Source organism: Micromonospora sp. NPDC049529 (assembly GCF_055586685.1).
This window is the reverse complement of sequence record NZ_JBVJHT010000002.1, coordinates 222,109-241,476: the sequence shown is the minus strand read 5'-3', so window position 1 is coordinate 241,476 and position 19,368 is coordinate 222,109. Positions and strand designations below refer to the sequence as shown.

Annotated in this window: 10 protein-coding genes; 7 read left to right on the top strand and 3 right to left on the bottom strand. The window is 73.2% G+C overall.

The annotated features are described in order from the left end of the window. Positions 1-47: 47 nt before the first annotated feature. The 7 genes from ACZ6QQ_RS03830 to ACZ6QQ_RS03800 are packed head-to-tail and all read left to right on the top strand — an operon-like array spanning position 48 to position 15,780. Positions 48-3,338 (top strand): amino acid adenylation domain-containing protein, encoded by a 3,291-nt coding sequence (locus ACZ6QQ_RS03830; protein ID WP_465874099.1) that lies wholly within the window; start codon positions 48-50, stop codon positions 3,336-3,338. Continuing rightward, positions 3,335-4,717 (top strand): FAD-dependent oxidoreductase, encoded by a 1,383-nt coding sequence (locus tag ACZ6QQ_RS03825; protein ID WP_465874097.1) that lies wholly within the window; start codon positions 3,335-3,337, stop codon positions 4,715-4,717. The genes ACZ6QQ_RS03830 and ACZ6QQ_RS03825 overlap by 4 nt, the downstream gene beginning before the upstream one ends. Positions 4,718-4,724: 7 nt before the next feature. Next, complete coding sequence (locus tag ACZ6QQ_RS03820) at positions 4,725-5,471, top strand: DUF6875 domain-containing protein (RefSeq protein ID WP_465874096.1); 747 nt, start codon at positions 4,725-4,727, stop codon at positions 5,469-5,471. Beyond that, entirely contained in the window at positions 5,468-8,800 is a 3,333-nt protein-coding gene (locus ACZ6QQ_RS03815; protein ID WP_465874094.1) for an amino acid adenylation domain-containing protein, read from the top strand. Before ACZ6QQ_RS03820 ends, ACZ6QQ_RS03815 begins: the two co-directional genes overlap by 4 nt. Continuing rightward, positions 8,797-13,326: a non-ribosomal peptide synthetase gene (locus tag ACZ6QQ_RS03810; RefSeq protein WP_465874093.1), complete on the top strand. Its 4,530-nt coding sequence runs from the start codon at positions 8,797-8,799 to the stop codon at positions 13,324-13,326. The genes ACZ6QQ_RS03815 and ACZ6QQ_RS03810 overlap by 4 nt, the downstream gene beginning before the upstream one ends. Further along, a complete protein-coding gene (locus ACZ6QQ_RS03805) occupies positions 13,319-14,674 on the top strand; it encodes an MFS transporter (RefSeq protein WP_465874091.1) in 1,356 nt (451 codons plus the stop codon). The genes ACZ6QQ_RS03810 and ACZ6QQ_RS03805 overlap by 8 nt, the downstream gene beginning before the upstream one ends. A gap of 53 nt (positions 14,675-14,727) precedes the next feature. Beyond that, positions 14,728-15,780, top strand: a complete 1,053-nt coding sequence (locus ACZ6QQ_RS03800) for a methyltransferase (protein ID WP_465874090.1) — start codon at positions 14,728-14,730, stop codon at positions 15,778-15,780. A gap of 46 nt (positions 15,781-15,826) precedes the next feature. Here the strand turns inward: ACZ6QQ_RS03800 and ACZ6QQ_RS03795 are convergent, their stop codons facing one another. The 3 genes from ACZ6QQ_RS03795 to ACZ6QQ_RS03785 form a co-directional block, all read right to left on the bottom strand. Further along, positions 15,827-17,542 carry an alpha-keto acid decarboxylase family protein gene (locus tag ACZ6QQ_RS03795; protein ID WP_465874089.1) on the bottom strand — a complete coding sequence of 572 codons (1,716 nt, stop codon included), beginning with the start codon at positions 17,540-17,542 and terminating at the stop codon, positions 15,827-15,829. Between the two features lie 169 nt (positions 17,543-17,711). Beyond that, the gene (locus tag ACZ6QQ_RS03790) at positions 17,712-18,698 is read right to left on the bottom strand and encodes a zinc-dependent alcohol dehydrogenase family protein (RefSeq protein ID WP_465874087.1); all 987 of its coding nucleotides are present in this window, start codon (positions 18,696-18,698) and stop codon (positions 17,712-17,714) included. Between the two features lie 47 nt (positions 18,699-18,745). Next, a complete protein-coding gene (locus tag ACZ6QQ_RS03785; protein WP_465874086.1) occupies positions 18,746-19,327 on the bottom strand; it encodes a TetR/AcrR family transcriptional regulator in 582 nt (193 codons plus the stop codon). Positions 19,328-19,368 lie beyond the last annotated feature (41 nt).

The window sequence follows — 19,368 nt, the reverse complement described above, 5'->3', positions numbered from 1 at the left end:
GAGCACGGGTGACCACCTCCCGACCACAGGCACCGAGGAGAGACCTGATGACCACCGGTGAGACCTTCGTCCTGCCCGCCTCGTCGACCCAGCGTCGGCTGTGGATGCTGGACCAACTGAATCCGGACTCGGCGGCGTACAACATCGCCTGGTCGGTGCGGTTGACCGGCGAGCTGCGGGTGGACGCGCTGGAGTCCGCGCTGAGCTGGCTGGTGGAGCGGCACGAGGTGCTGCGTACGACCTTCACCTCGGTGGACGGCGAGCCGGCGCAGCTGGTGAGTCCGGCGTGGCCGGTGCGGCTACCGGTCGACGAACCGGACACGGACCCGGCCGCCGGGGCGGCGCGGGTGCTGGAGGCGGAGAGCCGGGCGCCGTTCGACCTGGCCGCAGGGCCGCTGCTGCGGGCCCGGCTGGTCCGGCTGGCGCCGGCGGAACACCTGCTCGTCCTGGTGGTGCACCACATCATCGCCGACGGCTGGTCGTTCGAAACGATCTTCGGGGAGCTGTCCCACGGCTACCGGGTGGCGGTCGCCGGGGACGCACCGGACCTGCCCCCGCCGCCGATCCAGTACGCCGACTTCGCCGTCTGGCAACGCGAACAGGCCGCCCGGTCCGCCTTCGCCGACGACCTCGCCTTCTGGCACGACGAACTGGCCGGTGCGCCGACCCTGCTCGACCTGCCCGCCGACCGGCCCCGCCCGGCGGAGCAGTCGGCAGCCGGCGGGCTGGTCACGTTCGACCTGTCGCCGACCCTGGCCACCGGCGTACGCGACCTCGCCCGGGGCGCCGACACCACCGAGTTCGCGGTGCTGCTCGGCGGGTTCCAGGCCCTGCTGCACCGGCTCAGCGGCCAGCAGGACCTGCTGGTCGCCGTACCGGTCGCCGGCCGGAGCCGGCCGGAGACCCGGGGCGTGGTCGGCTTCTTCGCCAACACCCTGGCGCTGCGCGGCCGGTTCGAGGAGCGGACCACCTTCACCGAGGTGCTGCGCGGTGCCCGGAGCAGCGCCATCGCCGCCCAGTCCCACCAGGACGTGCCGTTCGAGGAACTGGTCGACCTGCTCGCCCCGCAGCGCAGCCTGGCCTACTCCCCCGTCGTGCAGGTGATGTTCGCGCTGGAGGAGACGCCGCCGCCGGTCGAGGTCGCGGGGCTGCGGATCGCCCCGGAGCTGTACGAGAACGGCAGCGTCAAGTTCGACCTCACGCTCACGATCGAGCAGCGGCCGGACGGGTACCGAGGGCGGTTGACGTACCGCGACGAGCTGTTCGACGCCGACCGGATCGACCGGCTCGCGGACGCGTACCTGGCGTTGCTGGCGGCGGCGGTCACCCGACCGGCGACCCGGATCGCCGAGCTGCCGCTGCTCGGGCCGGCCGCCCGGGACGCGATCGTCGCCGGTTGGCGGGCGCAGGAGTCGACCCCACCGCCGTACGCCTCGGTCGCGGAACTGTTCGACCGGCACCCGTCGGCCGACCCGGACGCGGTGGCGGTCTCCTCGGCCGACGGCCGGCTCACGTACGGGCAGCTCGTCGCGGACCGCAACCGCCTCGCCCACCTGCTGCGCGAACACGGGGTCGACACCGACGTCCCGGTCGGCCTCTGCCTGTCCCGGGGCACCGGGATGCTGACCGCGATGCTGGCGGTCTGGCAGGCCGGTGGCGGCTACCTGCCGCTGGACCCGGAGCTGCCGGTCGCCCGGCTGACCGGCATGGCGAGCGGCGCCGGCGCCCCGGTCGTCCTCACCGACCTGGCCAGCGCCGCGCGCACCGGTGACTGCTGGCCGGCCGGGACCACGGTGATCCACCTCGACGAGCCCGAGGTGACGAGCCGGCTGCGGACCCTGCCGGTCACCGCCCCGGAGCACACCGGCCACCCGGACAGCCTCGCCTACCTGCTCTACACCTCCGGCTCGACCGGCGTCCCGAAGGGGGTGGCGGTCACCCAGGGCTCGGTGGTCAACCTGCTGGTCGGCTTCGAGCGGCTGCTGCGCCTCGCGCCCGCCGACCGGGTCGCCGCGATCACCACCATCGCCTTCGACATCTCCGTGGTCGAGCTGATCCTGCCGCTGCTCGCCGGGGCCCGGATCGAACTGGTCGACAGCCGGCTCGCCGTCGACGCGGCGGCGCTGCGGGCCGAACTGGCCGACCGGGCGGTGACCGTCGTGCAGGCCACCCCGGCGAGCTGGCGGATGCTGCTCGCCGCGGGCGGGGTGCCGGCCGGCGTACGGCTGCGGATCAGTGGCGGTGAGGCGCTCACCCGCGACCTCGCCGACGCCCTGCTGACCGACGGCGCCACGCTGGTCAACGGGTACGGCCCGTCGGAGACGAGCATCTACTCCACCGCCGGCCCGGTCGGCGCGCACGGCCCGGTGGACCTCGGGGACCCGGTCGCCAACACCCGGCTCTACCTACTCGACCCGGCCGGCCAGCCGGTGCCGGTGGGCGCGGTCGGCGAACTGCACCTCGGCGGGCCCGGGGTGGCCCGGGGTTACCACGGCAGTGCCGCGCGGACGGCGGCGAGCTTCCGCCCCGACCCGTGGGGTGCCCGGCCCGGTGCCCGCCTCTATGCCACCGGCGACCTGGCCCGCTGGCTGCCGGGCGGTCGGCTGGAATACCTCGGCCGCGCCGACCAGCAGGTCAAACTGCGCGGCTACCGGATCGAACTCGGCGAGATCGAGGCCGCGCTGCGGGCCCAGGACGAGATCCGGGACGCGGTCGTGGTCACCTGGCAGGCCAGCGCCGAGGACGTCCGTCTGGTCGGGTACGTGGTGCCGACCGAGCCCGAGGCCGATCCGGCGGCGCTCTGGTCCCGGCTGCGCCCCGCGCTCGCCGGTCAGCTGCCGGAGTACATGCTGCCGGCGACGCTGGTGCCGATGGACCGGTTCCCGCGTACCGGCAGCGGCAAGATCAACCGTCGGGCGCTGCCGGAGCCGGTGTGGCGGGAGACCGTCGGCGCCGGGTCGGTGGCACCGCGTACCGAGGCCGAGGAGGCGCTGGCGCTGCTCTGGCGCGAGGTGCTCGGACTGGCCGAGGTCGGCGTACACGACAACTTCTTCGCCCTCGGCGGGCACTCGCTCACCGCCACCCGGCTGATCGCCCGGATCCGCGCCGCGTTCGGCGTCGACCTGCCGCTGCGGCTGCTCTTCGCCGCACCGACGATCGCCGAACTCACCCCCCTGGTCGCCGACCCGGCCACCGCCGGGGCCCACCCGAACGGTGCCGCCGACCGGGTCGCCGCCGGTGGGCCGAGCGCCCAGGACCTGCTCGCCTCGCTCGACGACCTCTCCGACCGGGAGATCGACGAGCTGTTGGACACCTTGATCGCCGAGGAGGGATCATGACGGCCACGCCGTCACCGACCGACCGCCGGGACCGTGCCGTAATCATCGGTGCCGGCCTGGCCGGCTCACTCGCCGCCGTCTACCTGGCCCGCCGAGGCTGGGAGGTGGACGTCTACGAACGGCGCGACGACCCCCGGCTCGCCCCGGCCGGTGCCGCCGGACGTTCCATCAACCTCGGGCTCTCCGCCCGGGGCATGCGGGCGTTGCAGGAGGTGGGGCTGCTCGCCGACGTACTCAAGCGGAGCGTGCCGATGCGCGGCCGGGTGGTCCACGCCCCCGACGGCACCGTCGGCTTCCAGCCGTACGGGGTGCACGGCCACCAGATCCTGCACTCGGTGCTGCGCGACGAGCTGATCGCCGTACTGGTCGACGCGGCCGAGGCCCAGCCCGGGGTGCGGTTCCACTTCGGCTGGCGGCTGCACGGGCTCTACCGGGAGGTGCCCAGCGTCGCCGTGACCCGGCTCGCCGACGGCACCACCGAGGAGGTCACCGCCGACCTGGTCGTCGGCGCCGACGGCGCGTTCTCCGCCGTACGGCAGCAACTGCACCACGGGCAGCGCGCCAACCACGCCCAGGAGTTCCTGGACTGGGGCTACAAGGAGCTGACCATCCCGGTCGGCGACGACGGCCAACCCCGGGTACGCCTGGAGGCGCTGCACGTCTGGCCCGGCGAGAACGGCCTGATGGTCGCCCACCCGAACGTCGACGGCTCGCTGACCTGCACCCTGTTCCTGCCGTTCGAGGGCCCGCACAGTTTCGCCACGCTCACCACCCCGGAGGCGGTCCGCGCCTTCTTCCGGGCGAACTTCCCCGACGCCGAACAGCTGATGCCCCGGCTGGTCGAGGAGGTGCTCGACCACCCGACCGGTCAGATGGTGACCGTCCGGACCAGCCCGTGGCGGCACACCGACCGGGTGGTGCTGGTCGGTGACGCGGCGCACGCCGTCTACCCGTTCTACGGGCAGGGCATGAACGCCTCCTTCGAGGACTGCCTGGTGCTCGACGAGTGCCTGGACCGGCACGCCGACCGGGGCGCGGCGCTGGCCGCGTACGAGGCCGCCCGCCGACCGCACACCGACGTGCTCGCCGACCTGTCCACCCGCAACTTCGTCGAGCTGCGCGACCGGGTGCACCGGCCGACGTACGCGCTGCGGGCCGGCGCCGACCGGCTGCTCAGCCGCCTGCTGCCGGAGCACTGGACACCGCTCTACACGATGGTCGCGCACACCACCACCCCGTACGCCGAGGCGCTGGCCCGGTCCGGCCGGCAGGACCGGCTGCTGCGCGCCGCCGCGGCCGGCGGTGCGCTGGCGCTCGGCACCGCACTGGCGTACGCGGCGAACCGGTCCGTACGCGCCCGACGCAGCTCGGGGCGGTGACGGAGCCGTGCTGATTCACCCCGAACAACCGGCCTGCGCGCTGGTGGAACAGTTCGACCTGACCACCGGGGCGGTACACCCGCTGCTGCACGGTGTCGAGGAGAAACTGCTCAGCGTGCTGCGCTGGGCCCGCGAGTACCTCTGCCGCCCCCATCCCGACCTCGGCCGCAAGGGACCGGTCTGCCCGTTCGCCCAGGCGTCCCTGGACCGGGGCATGTTCTACCTGGCGGTGCACCGGGGCGAGACGGTGGAGCCGGGCGCGCTCGACGAACTGCTGATGACCTACCGCGACTGGTTCCGTCAACTGCCGCCGACCACCGGCCCGGCCGCCCAGTTCAAGACCATCCTGCTCACCCTGCCGGACGTACCGGAGGACGAGGCGAACGCCGTCGTCGACGCCACCCAGGAACGGCTCAAGCCGCAGTACGTCGCGGAGGGGCTGATGATCGGCGAGTTCCACAGTGGCCCACCGGACAAGGCGGGGCTGTGGAACCTCGACTTCCGGCCGCTATACAGCCCGGTGCCGCTGCTCGCGATCCGGCACATGGTCTCGTCGGACTTCCCGTTCCTCGCCGACGACCCCGGTTCGGTCGCGACCTACCTGCGCCTGTTCGGCGCCAACACGCCGCCGGCCCTGCGCAGCCGGGTGGCCGCCGCGGCGAACGAGTTCGGCCTGTCCGTGCCGCACCCGGAACCGGTGACCTCACGGTCGCCGGTGCCCCAACTGGCCGATCAGCAAGGAGCAGTCTCATGACCGAGCGAAACGGAACCGGAACCGGAACCGGAGCAGGCGGTGGCGCACCGGCGACGAACAAGCGGGCGCTGCTGGCGCGGATGCTGACCGAGCGGGCGAACGCGCCACGGACGTACCCGGTGTCGTTCGGGCAGCAGCGGTTGTGGTTCCTCGACCGGTTCCAGCCCGGTGACCCGGTCTACAACATCCCGGTCGCGTTCCGGCTGCGCGGCCCGCTCGACGTCGACGCGCTGCGGGCCGCCCTGGCGCTGATCGTACGGCGGCACGACGCGCTGCGGACCACCTTCGCCGACTCCGGCGGCGAACCGGTGCAGGTCGTCCGCGCCGACGCCGACGTGGTGCTGGAGATCACCGACCTGCCCGGCGCGACGGCCGACGAGGCCGCCGAACTGCTCTGGCAGGAGGCCCGCCGCCCGTTCGACCTGGCCCACGGCCCGCTGTTCCGGACCCGGCTGGTCCGCACCGCCGACGACGACCACCACCTGTCGCTCTGCCTGCACCACATCGTCTCCGACGCCTGGTCGCTCGGTGTGCTGTTCTCCGAGCTGAGCACCGCGTACGCGGCCCTGCGCGAGGGACGGTCGCCACAGCTGCCCGACCTCCCGGCCCAGTACGCCGACTACGCCATCTGGCAGCGGGAGAAGCTGGCCGGCGAGGCGCTGCGGGAACAGCTCGACTACTGGTTGGGCCAGTTGCGCGGCGCCCCGGCGCTGCTCACCCTCCCCACCGACCGGCCCCGCCCACCGACCCAGTCCTACCGGGGCGCGGTGCACTACTGGGACTTCTCCGCCCCGCTGCTGCGCCGGATCCAGGAGTTCAACCAGGGCAGCGGCGCCACCATGTTCATGACCCTGATGGCCGCGTTCAGCGCCCTGCTGTCCCGGTCCAGCGGTCAGGACGAGTTGGTGGTGGGGACCCCGGTCGCCGGGCGCAACCACGCCGACCTGGAGCCGCTGATCGGTTTCTTCGTCAACACGCTGCCGCTGCGGGTGTCGGTCGCCGGTCTGCCGACCTTCCGGCAGCTGGTCGACCGGGTCCGCGAGGCCACCCTCGGCGGGTTGGCCAACGCCGACGTGCCGTTCGAGAAGCTGGTCGAGGAGCTGTCGCCGGAGCGGAGCCTGGGCCACGCCCCGGTGTTCCAGACCCAGCTGATCGTGCAGAACACCCCGCCGGCCATCCTCCGGTTGGGCGAGGCGACCGCCACCTCGCTGCTGGTCGACAGCGGCACCGCCAAGTTCGACCTCTCCCTGGTCGGCGAGATGACCCCGGACGGGGTCATGCACATGGCGATCGAGTACGACACCGCCCTGTTCGACGCCGACACCGTGGCCCGGCTGGCCCGGCAGCTCACCACCCTGCTCGACGTGGCGCTCACCGACCCGAGCCGGCCGGTGGCGGAGATCCCGCTGCTGGCCGGGGTGGAACGCTGGCGTTCGCTGGTCGACTGGAACGACACCGCGCGGGGGCTGCCGGACGTCGCCTCGGTGCTGGAGCTGCTGCCGACCGACGACTCGGAGGCGGGACCGGTGCCGGCGGTCAGCGGCCCGGACGGCGTGGTCGACCCGGCCGAGCTGCACCGGCGGGCGGCGCGGTTGGCGTACGTGCTGCGGGCCCGTGGGGTGCGACCGGACAGCCCGGTCGGGATCTGCCTCGAACGCGGGGTGGGGATGCTGGTCGGGGTGCTCGGCGCCTGGCAGGCCGGGGCGGGTTACCTGCCGCTGGATCCGACCCTGCCGGTGGACCGGCTGCGTTACCTGCTCGCCGACTCCGGGGCCACGGTGGTGGTGACCCAGCGGTCGGTCCGGGCGGAGTTGGCCGACCTGCTGGCCGACGTACCCGTGGTGATCTGTCTGGACGACGACGCCGCCGAACTGGCCGCGGCCCCGGCCGACGCGGACCCGGTGCCGGCGCACCCGGACGGTCTCGCCTACCTGATCTACACCTCGGGTTCGACCGGGCGGCCGAAGGGCGTCGCGGTGCCGCACCGGGCGGTGCTGAACCTGGTCGCCTCGTTCCACGACGACCTCGGCCTCACCCCGGCCGACCGGTTCGCGGCGGTCACCACCCTCTCCTTCGACATCTCCGTGCTCGAACTGCTGGTGCCGCTGCTGTGTGGTGTCCCGCTGACCATCGTGGACGCCGCCGTCACCGGCGACGGCCACGCGCTGCGGGAGCGGCTGGTCGCCGACGGGATCACCGCGATGCAGGCCACCCCGGCCACCTGGCGGCTGCTGCTGGCCACCGGCGGCGTACCGGAGGGCCTGCGGCTGCGGCTCTGCGGCGGGGAGGCGCTGCCCCGCGACCTCGCCGACGCGCTGATCGCCGACGGCGCGACGCTGTGGAACTGCTACGGCCCGACCGAGACCACGGTCTGGTCGGCGGCGACGCCGGTGGCGCCGTCGCCGGCCGCCATCGACCTGGGTACGCCGATCGCCAACACCCAGCTGTACGTGCTGGACCGGATCGGCCAACCGGTGCCGGTCGGGGTCGTCGGCGAGGTGCACATCGGCGGCCACGGGGTGGTCCGGGGCTATCCGGGTCGGCCGGCGCTGACCGCCTCCCGGTTCGTGCCGGACCCGTTCGGCGGTCGACCCGGTGCCCGGCTCTACGCCACCGGTGACCTGGCCCGGCAGCGCGCCGACGGTCGGCTGGAGTTCCTCGGCCGGACCGACCACCAGGTGAAGATCCGGGGTTTCCGGATCGAGCTGGGCGAGATCGAGGAGCAGTTGCGGGCGCACGACCTGGTTGCCGACGCGGTGGTCGGCACCTGGGCCGGCGGTGCGGGCGACGCCCGGCTGGTCGCGTACGTGGTGCCGACCGGCGGCGCCGGCCCGGACCTCTGGGCGGTGCTGCGCCCGTGGCTGGCGACCCGGCTGCCCGGTTACATGGTGCCGGCGACCCTGGTCACCCTGCCCGCGTTGCCGGTCAACGCGAACGGCAAGACCGACCGGGGCGCGCTGCCGGAGCCGGACTGGCGGGACGCGTCGACGGTGGAACAGACCGCGCCGCGTAACCCGGTGGAGCAGACCCTGGCCGACATCTGGCAGCAGGTGCTCGGCGTCGAGCGGGTCGGTGTGCACGACGACTTCTTCCAGCTCGGCGGCCACTCGCTGCTCGCCGCGCAGGTGCTGAGCCGGATCGGCGCCGCGTTCGAGATGGAGCTGCCGCTGCGGGTGCTGTTCGAGGCGCCGACCGTCGCCGGGATGACCGACGCGATGATCGCCCGGGAGCCCGTACCGGGGCACGTGGTGACCGTCGCCGAACTCCGCCGGGACCTGGACGGGATGTCGACCGAACAGCTGCGCGACCTGTTGGGCGAGGCGTCGTGACCGAGGTCGACTCCGCCACCCGGGAGCGGCTGATCCGGGAACTGCTCGCCCGGCGGGGGGTGAGCACCGCCCGCCGGCCGAGCACGATCCCGACCCGGCCGCCCGGTACCCGGATCCCGCTCTCCCCGCTCCAAGAGGGACTCTGGTTCCTCGACCGGCTCGACCCCGGTAGCGGCGCGTACTCGCTGGCGGTCGCGGCCGTGCTCACCGGGGACCTGGACTCGGCCGCACTACGCGGCGCGGTCGACGCCGTCCAGGCCCGGCACGAGGCGCTGCGTACGGTCTTCGTGCTGCACGGCGGCCGGACCGAGCAGGTGGTGCTGCCGCCCGGTGACCCGAGGATCCGGATTCCGATCGAGGTCAACGACGTCTCCGCCGAACCCGGTGACCGGGGGGCGCGGGCCGACGACCTCGCCAGAGCCTGCATCGACAGCGGTTTCGACCTGGAACGCGGGCCGCTGGTCCGGGTCCAGCTGACCCGAACCGAGCCGGACGAACACCTCGTGGTGCTGAGTCTGCACCACATCATCGCCGACGAACGGTCACTGTCGACGGTCTTCGCCGAGATCCTCGACGGCCTGCTCGGCGGTGCGGCCCCGGCTCCGCCGCCGGTGCAGTACCCGGACTACGTGCTCTGGCGGCAGCAGGCGCTCGACGCCGGGGTGACCCGGGAGCAGCGCGAGTTCTGGGCCGGGCAGTTGGCCGGCGCGTCGGGGGCGCTGGAGTTGCCGACCGACCGACCGCGTCCGCCGGTGCAGACGTTCGCCGGGTCGACCCACCGGTTCGAGCTGTCGGCGGAGCTGACCGCCGCGCTCGACGCGCTGGGTCGGCGTACCGGCTGCACCCGGTTCATGCTGGTCCTGACCGCGCTCCAGGTGCTGTTGCAGCGGTGGACCGGCGAGGACGACATCTGCGTCGGTTCACCCGTCTCGACCCGGTCCACCCCGGAGCTGGAGTCCGTGGTCGGGCTGATGGTGAACAGCCTGGCGCTGCGTACGGACCTGTCCGGTGATCCGACCCTGGCCGAGGCGTTGCAGCGGGTACGGCGTACCTGCGTCGACTCGCTCGACCACGCCGACCTGCCGCTGAACCAGGTGGTCGAGCTGGCCGGGCTGCCCCGCGACCCGAGCCGGAACCCGCTGTTCCAGGTGATGTGCGTGGTGAACCCGGCGATCGAGGGGCGGGAGTCGACGGCGCTCACGGTCCGACCGGTGAGCTTCGGTCGGGACACCGCCCGGATGGACCTCACCGTGCTGTTCTACGAGACCGCCCCGACCCTGTCCGGGGTGGTCGACTACAACACCGACCTGTTCGACGCCTCCACCGTGCGCCGCTTCACCGACCGGTTGCAACTCGTCGCGCGGGCGCTCACCACCGACCCGGACCGGCGCCTGTCCGAGCTGGACCTGCTCGGCCCGGACGACCGGCGGGACCTGGCCGACTGGAACGACACCGGACACGCGCCCTCCGGGGCCGGGCTGACCGACTGGAACGGCGCCGGGGACGCCCCGGCCGGAGCCGGACTGGCCGAGCTGATCCGGGCGCGGGCCCTGGTCGCACCGGACGCGGCGGCCGTGGTCGACGGCGAACACACCCTCAGCTACGGCGAACTGGACCGGCGGTCGGTTCGGCTGGCCCGGCGGCTGCGCCGGGCCGGGGTGGGACCGGAGGTCCCGGTCGGTCTGGTCCTTCCCGCCGGTACGGCTGCGGTCGTCGGCATCCTCGGCATCCTCCGGGCCGGCGGGGCGTACCTGCCGCTGGATCCGGGGCATCCGCCGGCCCGGCTGCTGTCCCTGCTCGCCGACGCGGGGGCACCGGTGGTGCTGGTCGACCCGGCCGACGCGCCACGCTTCGCCGACCACCCAGGCACGGTGCTGACCGTCGACGACACCGACACCGACGACGACACGGTGCCGAGCGACACCGATGACGACGACTCCCCGCTGCCGGTGAACCGGCCGGACCAGCTCGCGTACGTCATCTACACCTCCGGCTCCACCGGTACGCCGAAGGGGGTGATGGTCACCCACCGGACGGCGGTCAACCTGACCCGAGCCTTCGTCGACCTGCACGGCATCGGCCCCGGCGACCGGCTGCTGATGCTGCCGCCGCTGAGCTTCGACGCCTCGGTCGGCGACCTGTTCCCGGCCCTGGCCGCCGGTGCCGCCCTGGTGGTGCACCGACGACCGGCCGAACTCACCGGCCCGGACCTGCTCGCGTTCTGCGCCGAGCGGGGGATCACCCTGGTCGACACCGCCGCCGCGCTCTGGGCCCGCTGGGTGGCGGACCTGGCGGACGCGGCACCGCGTACGGACACCGGGTTGCGGGCGCTGATGATCGGCGGCGAGGCGGCCCCGACCGGGGCGGTACGCGGCTGGGCGGACGCCACCGGCGGCACGGTACGGGTGTACAACCACTACGGTCCGACCGAGGCGACCGTCTGCGCCACCACGTACGACACCGTGGACGCGACTGAGCTGCCCGGACTCGGCCAGTTGCCGATCGGGCGTCCACTGGCCGGGGTCCGGGTGCACCTGCTCGACGCCCGGCTGCGCCCGGTGCCGGTCGGCTTCACCGGCGAGGTGTACGTCGGCGGCACCGCCCCGGCCCGGGGTTACCTGGGCGCGCCGGGGCTGACCGCGCTGCGGTTCGTCGCCGACCCGTACGGGCCGCCGGGGTCGCGGCTGTACCGGACCGGGGACCTGGCCCGGCACCGCCCCGACGGGACGCTGGAGTTCCTCGGGCGCACCGACCGGCAGGTGAAGATCCGGGGGCACCGGATCGACCTCGGTGAGGTGGAGGTCGCCTGTGCGGCGCAACCGGGGGTGGCGCGGGCGGCGGTGACGGTCCGCGACGACGGGAGCGGGCCGCGCCTGGTGGCGTACCTGGTGCCGGCCGCCGGTCCGGCGCCGACGCCGGCCGTGGTCCGGGCCGGGCTGCGCGAGCGGCTGCCCGACTACCTGGTCCCCGCGCACGTGGTGCTGCTGCCGGAGCTGCCGCTGAACGCGCACGGCAAACTCGACCTGGCGGCCCTGCCCGCCCCGGCCGATCAGCCGGCCGACACCGATCACGTACCGCCCCGGACCGCGACCGAACGGGCGCTCGCCGGCATCTGGTCCGCGCTGCTGAACTCCGACCGGATCGGTGCCCGGGACAACTTCTTCGACCTCGGTGGACACTCGCTGCTCGCCGGCCCGTTGGCCGCCCGGATCACCGCCGACCTCGGCGTCGACCTGCCGCTGCGGGCGCTGTTCGAGACCGCCGACCTGGCCGGTCTGGCCGACCGGGTCGACCGGGCCCGCGCCGGGCACGTCGGGCGCCGGCTCGACCCCGATCGGGTACGCCGGGACGCCCTGCTCCCCGACGACATCGCCACCGGGCTGCCGGCGCAACAGCCGGCGGCGGTACCGGAGACGGTGCTGATCACCGGCGCCACCGGCTTCCTCGGCGCGCACCTGCTCGCCGACTGGCTCGACCACAGCCGGGCGGAACTACACTGCCTGGTCCGGGCCGCCACCGGACAGGCCGCCTTCGACCGGGTACGCGACAACCTGCTCCGCTACGGCCTCTGGCGCGACGAGTACGCCGGCCGCCTGGTCGGCGTACCGGGGGACCTCGGCGAGCCGGGGCTCGGGCTGCACCGGCGGGACTTCGAGGCGCTGGCCGACCGGACCGATCTGGTGCTGCACAACGGTGGGCTGGTCAACTTCCTGATGCCGTACGAGCGGCTGCGGCCGGCGAACGTCAACGGCACCCTGGAGATGCTGCGGTTGGCCACGGCGGGGCGCCCGACCGCCGTACAGGTCGTCTCGACCCTCGGGGTGTTCCTCACCCCGGACCGGGTCGGCGGGGTCGTCGACGAGCGGGACGCGCCCGACGACCCGACCGGGCTCGGCGACGGTTACAACGCCACCAAGTGGGCGGCGGACGCGCTGGTCCGGGAGGCGCGGGCGCGCGGGCTGACGGTGGGGGTGCACCGGCCGGCCCGGATCACCGGCCACGCCGGCACCGGGGTCGGCAACGCCGACGACTACTTCAGTCGGCTGTTGAAGACGTTCGTGCAGCTCGGTGCGGTGCCGGAAATCCCCGACGACCACGCCGACCTGGCCCCGGTCGACTACGTGGGGCGGGCGATCGGGCATCTGTCCCGGCAGCCGGGGTGCCGCAACGACGACTTCCACTACTACAACAACCACACGATCTCCTTCGCCGACCTCGCCGGCGCGCTGAGCGGGTTCGGCTACCCGGTCGAGCCGGTGCCGTACGAGCGGTGGCGGGCCGCCCTGCTGGCCCGGCCGGATGTGGCCCTGGCACCGTTCACCCCGCTGTTCGGCGCGCAGGCGCCCCGGCGTACCCAGCCGGTTTTCGACTGTGCCCGGACCGAGGCGGCGCTGGCGCCGGCCGGCATCGCCTGCCCACCGGCGGACCCGGCGCTGCTCCACACCTACCTGGCCTGGTACGTCCGCACCGGGTTCCTCGACCCGCCGACGTCCGGCCGCACCGATCTCGGGAGTACGCATGGCTGAACGGATCCGCGCCCGGTTGCTGATCGCGGTCTGGGTCGGTCAGCTCGTCTCCCTGGTCGGCTCCAGCCTGACCGGGTTCGTGCTCGGCGTCTGGGTCTACCAGGAAACCGGCTCGGTCACCCAGTTCTCGCTGATCTTCCTGGCCAGCAGCCTGCCGGCGGTGCTGGTCTCCCCGTTCGCCGGGGTGATCGCCGACCGGTTCGACCGGCGGAGGGTGATGCTGTTCAGCGACCTCGGCGCCGCGATCGGCACCGCCGCGCTGGCCCTGCTGGTGGCGACCGACAACCTTGAGGTCTGGCACATCTACCTGGCCACCGCGCTGAGTGCCGCGTCGTCCACCGTGCACCAGGTCAGCTACCAGGCGATGACACCGGCCCTGGTCGGCAAGGCGCATCTGGCCCGGTTCAACGGGCTGATGCAGGTGAGCCGGGCCGCCCAGATCGCCGCCCCGCTGGTCGCCGGGGTGCTGGTGGTGACGATCGGCATCGACGGGGTGCTCGCGATCGACCTGGGCAGTTTCGCGGTCGCGTCGCTGACCCTGCTGCTGGTCCGGCTGCCGGCCGAGGCAACCCGACCGGCGGCCGAACGGACCCGCGAAACGGTGCTGCGGGACGCCGCCGCCGGCTGGCACTACCTGCGGGCGCACGCCGGGTTGTGGCAGCTGATGGTGCTCTTCGGGGCGTACAACTTCCTGTTCGGGTTCGCCGGTGTGCTGGTGCAGCCGCTGATCCTGTCGTTCGCCTCGGCGGACACCCTCGGGGTGCTGATGTTCGCCGGTGGGGCCGGGCTCTTCGCCGGCAGCCTGGTGATGACCGCCTGGGGTGGCCCGGCCCGGCGGATCCACGCCGTCTTCGGCGGGCTGGCGCTCGGCGGAGTGGCACTGGTGCTGCACTCGCTGAGCCCGTCAGCGTGGCTGATCGCCATCGTGGCACCGCTGTTCCTGTTCACCCTGCCGATCGTGAACAGCTCCACCATGACCCTGATCCAGACCAAGACCGAGCCGAAGGTGCTCGGCCGGGTGCTGGCCGCCGCCCGGGTGGTCGGCGACGCCAGCATCCCGGTGTCGTACCTGCTCGCCGGCCCCCTCGCCGACCAGGTCTTCGAACCGCTGATGCGCCCCGACGGCGCCCTCGCCGGCAGCGTCGGCACGATCGTCGGCACCGGCGACGGCCGGGGCACCGCCCTGGTCTTCGCGGTCGTCGGCACCCTCATGGTGCTGCTGGTGGCGTTCGCCTGGTCGCGCCGCTCGCTGCGGGAGGTGGACAACCTGCCCGACGCCCTGGAGCCGGAGGCGCCGACGCCCGCGCCGGAACCGGCGCCCGAACCCGCCGAGCCGGTACGCGGCTGACCGCGCCCCGAGCCCCCGTCGTTCCACCTCGTTTCGATTCAAGGAGAAGCAGCATGCCGGTGCCGTTGCCGCCCGAGGTCGTCCGCGCGTTCATCGACACCGACGAGGCCCCGTCGGCCCACCTCGACATGCTCAACGCGATCTCGTTCCGGACCGCCGGCGCGGGGCTGCGACTCGGCGTGTTCGAGGCGATGGCCAACGGCCCGAAGTCGGTCGAGGAACTGGCCGAGAAGATCGGCGCGGACCCGCTCGGGCTGCGGTTGCTGCTCGACGCCCTGGTCGGCTTCGGCTACCTGGTCCAGCCCGGCGCCGCGTACGCGAACAGCGAGAACACCAGCCGGTGGCTGCTGCGCGACACCCCGGACAGTTTCGCCCCGGTGCTGTCGTTCTGGACCACGGTGCTGACCGAACTCTGGGGCGACCTGGAAACCTCGGTCCGCCAGGGCGGGCCGACCGGTGACTTCTACGCCTGGCTGGAACGGCGCCCGGAGACCCTGGCCGACTTCCAGACCATGCTGCGCCGGCTCGCCGGCTGGCTCAGCGAGGAGGTCATCACCCTGGTCCCGGCCCCGCCGAGCGGGGGCCGACTGCTGGACCTCGGTGGCGGGCACGCCGGCTACACGGCGGCGTTCTGCGCGGCGTACCCGGAGCTTTCCGCCACGGTGGTGGACCTGCCCGGCGCGCTGTCCCAGGGTCGGGCGGTGGTCGACGGCGCCGGTCTGGCCGCCCGGGTCGAGCTGCGACCCGGCGACCTGCTCACCGCCGACCTCGGCACCGGGTACGACCTGGTCCTGCTCTTCAACATCGTGCACGGGTACGACCACCGTCAGGTCGCCGCCCTGCTCGACCGGGTCGCCGCCGCGCTCAACCCCGGTGGCCGGGTGGTGCTGCTGGAGCCGCTCGCCGAGGTCCCCGAGCGTCCGCCGGGCGTCGCCGACGCGTTCGTACGCGCCTTCAGCCTCAACCTGTTCCACACCCAGGGGGGCAGGGCGTACGCCTTCGACGAACTGGCGAAGCTGCTCACCTCGGCCGGTTTCGGCGACCCGGAGGAACGGATGCTGACCCGTTCCGACGCCGACCACCTGGTCATCGCCACCCGTACCTGACCGGTCCCCGCCGCCGGGGTGGCCCCGACGGTCACCCCGGCCCGGGTCAGGTCGCCGGGTGCCCCGGCAGGCCACCCCACGGTAACCGGGGCGGGTCCATGGACATCCGTGCCTGGTAGTCGAGGGCGGTCGTCTCCTTGCCCCACCGGGGCATTCCCGACGGCACATCCTCGGTGTCGAGCCGCACCTCGATGATGGTCAACCGGTCGGGTCGGCCGGACAGGCCGGCGAAGACCCGGGCAAGCTCCCCTTCGGTGCTGACCACGTGCGAGTTGATCGGCGCGTTCCGGGCGAACACCGACGGCAGCTCGGCGTACCGCCAGTTGTCGATGTCGTTGTACGGCTGGTGCGGGCCGTCGACCGCCCGCTCCACGGTGTAGCCGCCGTTGTTCAGCACGATGATGATCGGGCGTTGACCGGTGGCGAGCATCCGGCTGATCTCCTGCACGGTCAGTTGGAGCGAGCCGTCGCCGGTGATGAGGACGACCCGACGCCCGGCGTCCGCCATCCCCGCGCCGAACGCGGCCGGCGTCGCGTACCCGATCGCCCCCCAGAGCGGCGCCAGCAGGACGTCCGTCTCCGACGGCAGGTGGAAGTTCGCCACACCGAACGACGAGGTGCCCGTCTCCGGCACGAGCACGTCGCCCGGACGCAGCATGGCCGCCACCGCCGACCAGAGCCGCGCCTGCCGGAGCGGTTCGGCACTGGTCGAGTCGAGCGGGGTGGGGCCCGGTTCGATGGTCACCTCCCAGTCGGCCTCGCGTACGGGCGCGATCTCGTACAGCGCGCGCAGTGCCACGGCCGGGGGCACGGACGGGAACACCGTCTCCCCGACGGTGGCGGAGGTGGAGTTGAGCCCGATGATGAGCGACAGGTTCAGGTCGGCGGTGAACAGTCCATCCCAGTCGAAGAACTTGGTGCCGACGCAGATCAGCGCGTCGGCTCCCTCGATCGCCGTACGGGCCGGTTCCAGGCTGTCGCCACCGTTGTAGATGCCGACGTAGTGCGGGCTCGACTCGTCGATGAAGCCGCGCCCCATGCTCTGTGTCGCGACCGGCCAGTTCCGGTCGACCAGCAACGCGTTCACCAGGTCCCGCAGGTCGTACCGGATCGCCAGGTTGCCCACCAGCAGTGCCGGCCGGGTGGCGTTGGCGAGCAGCCGCCGGGCGACGCCGACGAACGCGTCGAGCCGATCCTGGTCGAACTGCGGTTCGGGCCGGACGAACGGCGACGAGGGCGCCGCCACCTCCTGCCGGGCGACGTCGCCGGGCAGGCGTACGTAGACCGGTCGGCGGGCCAGCCAGCCCTCGCGCAGCACCCGGTCGATCTCGCTGCCGGCGTTCTCGGCGGTCAGGCTGGTCTGGGCCACGGTCACCTCCCGGCCGACCCGGACCCAACGGTCGAAATCGCCGTCTCCGAGCGAGTGGTGCATCGCGGCGTGCTGCTCCATGATCCGCACCGGTGGCCCGCCCACGATCGACACGATCGGCACCGACTCCGCCATCGCCCCGGCCAGCCCGCAGACCGCCGAGAGTTCACCGGGGCCGAAGGTGGTGACGATCGCCGCGATGCCCGCCAGGCGCGCGTAGCCGTCGGCGCTGTAGGTGGCGTTCAGCTCGTTGCAGCTGCCCACCCACTCGATTCCCGGGAACGCCTCGATCTGGTCGAGGAACTCCATGTTGTAGTCGCCGGGCAGGCCGAAGATGTGCCGTACGCCGAGGTCGTGCAGCCGGCTCAGCAGCAGCTCACCAACGGTGATCATGGTTCGATGGTTTCGCGCATCGTGCCAACCCCCGTCGCCGCACCGCCGCTGCCGGAATCACCCACGACCGGCCACCCTCGACCGCGCCGTTTCCTCATTCTCACGTTTCCGGTGCCGCCGGAGCGGACATTCGGCGAACCACGGCCGGCGTTCCGCGTCGCCCGGACGCTCATTCCCTAACGTCGACCACGACCTTGCCGGTGGCGGTGCCGGTCTCCACCACCTCGTGGGCGGCGGCGACGGTGGCGAGGGTGAAGCGCCGGGGGTCGAGCACCGGCTTCAACTGCCCCGCGTCGGCCAGGGCGCTCGCCTCGCGCAGGATCCTCCCGTGCTGCTCCCGTCCGCGACCGGTCAGCATCGGCAGCAGGGTGAACACACCGGAGTAGCTCGCCGCGCGGAACGACAGCGGCGCGAGGCTGTGGGTGCCCCAGCCGAGCGCGCTGACGACGTGACCGGTGTAGGTGCGGACCGCGGTGAAGGAGAGGTCGAGGGTGGCGCCGCCGACGGTGTCGAACACGACGTCGAAGCCCTCACCGCCGGTGTGCTCGGCGACGTAGTCCTCCGGCGGGGTGGTGGTGTAGTCGATCGGGGTGGCCCCGAGCGTCCGGATCGTCTCCAGGCTCCGGACCGAGCCGGTGGCGAAGACCTCGGCGCCGCGCGCACGGGCGATTCGGATCGCCACCTGCCCGACGCCACCGGCGCCGCCGTGGATCAGGACCCGCTGTCCCGCGCTCACCCGGGCCCGGTCCACCAGCCCTTCCCAGGCGGTGATGAAGGCCAGTGGGAGGGCGGCCGCCTCGCGCAGGGTCAGCGCCTCCGGGGTGCGGGCGAGCAGCCGGGCGTCCACGGCCACGTACTCGGCGAGGGATCCCTGGAGGTCACCGACGCCGCCGGTGAGTCCGTACACCGGGTCACCCGGGGCGAAGCCGGTGACCTCCGGACCGACCTGCGCCACGACACCGGCCAGGTCCATACCGAGTACGGCCGGCAGCCGGGTGCGCGCGTGCGCCGCCTTCCCGGCCCGGATCTTGGCATCCAGCGGGTTGACCCCGCTCGCCTCGACCCGCACCAGCACCTGTCCGGGACCGGGTACGGGTGTGTCGATCTCTTCCAGGGCCAGTGGGCCACCGAACTCCCTCAGCAGTACGGCACGCATGGTGTTACCTCGGTTCCAGTTTCTAGTTCGTTGCGCTTATATGCGGTTTACGGTCGGGTCGGGTGGGGCGCGACCAGCGTCCGGGCGGCGACCTTCGCCTCGTCCACCACCGCCCGGTCTTGGAGCAGCCGACCGGAGGCCAGCGCACCGTCGATCAGGAGCCCGATCTGCCGGGCCAGGGCCGCCGGGTCCTCGGCGCCGGCAGCGGCCGCCAGCTCGGTCAGCCACGCCTGCCGGCGTTCGATGTGGCGGACGGTGATCGCGCGGGCCTCCGAGTCCAGAGGCGCCTCGACCGCCGCGCTGACGAAGGGACAACCGAAGAACCCGTGTCGGTCGAAGGCGTCCGTCAGGGCGTCGAAGAGCCCGACCAGCCGATCCACGGGGCGCTCCCCCGCGCGTTCGGCGGCCCCCTGTAGTTGGGCCATCCAGGAGTCGTCGGTACGCCGCAGGTACGCGGCCACCAGCTCGTCCTTGGTCCGGAAGTGCACGTACAGGGTCGACTTCGCCACCCCGGAGTCGGCGATGACCTGCTCGATGCCGACGCCACGCAGCCCGTTCGCGTAGAAGAGCTTCGCCGCCGTGCTGAGGATCCGCTCCTCGGTGGTCGTCTTCCTGGTCTTCGTCACCATGATCCCTCCCTTAATCGAACAGACTAGTCCGTTCGATTAAG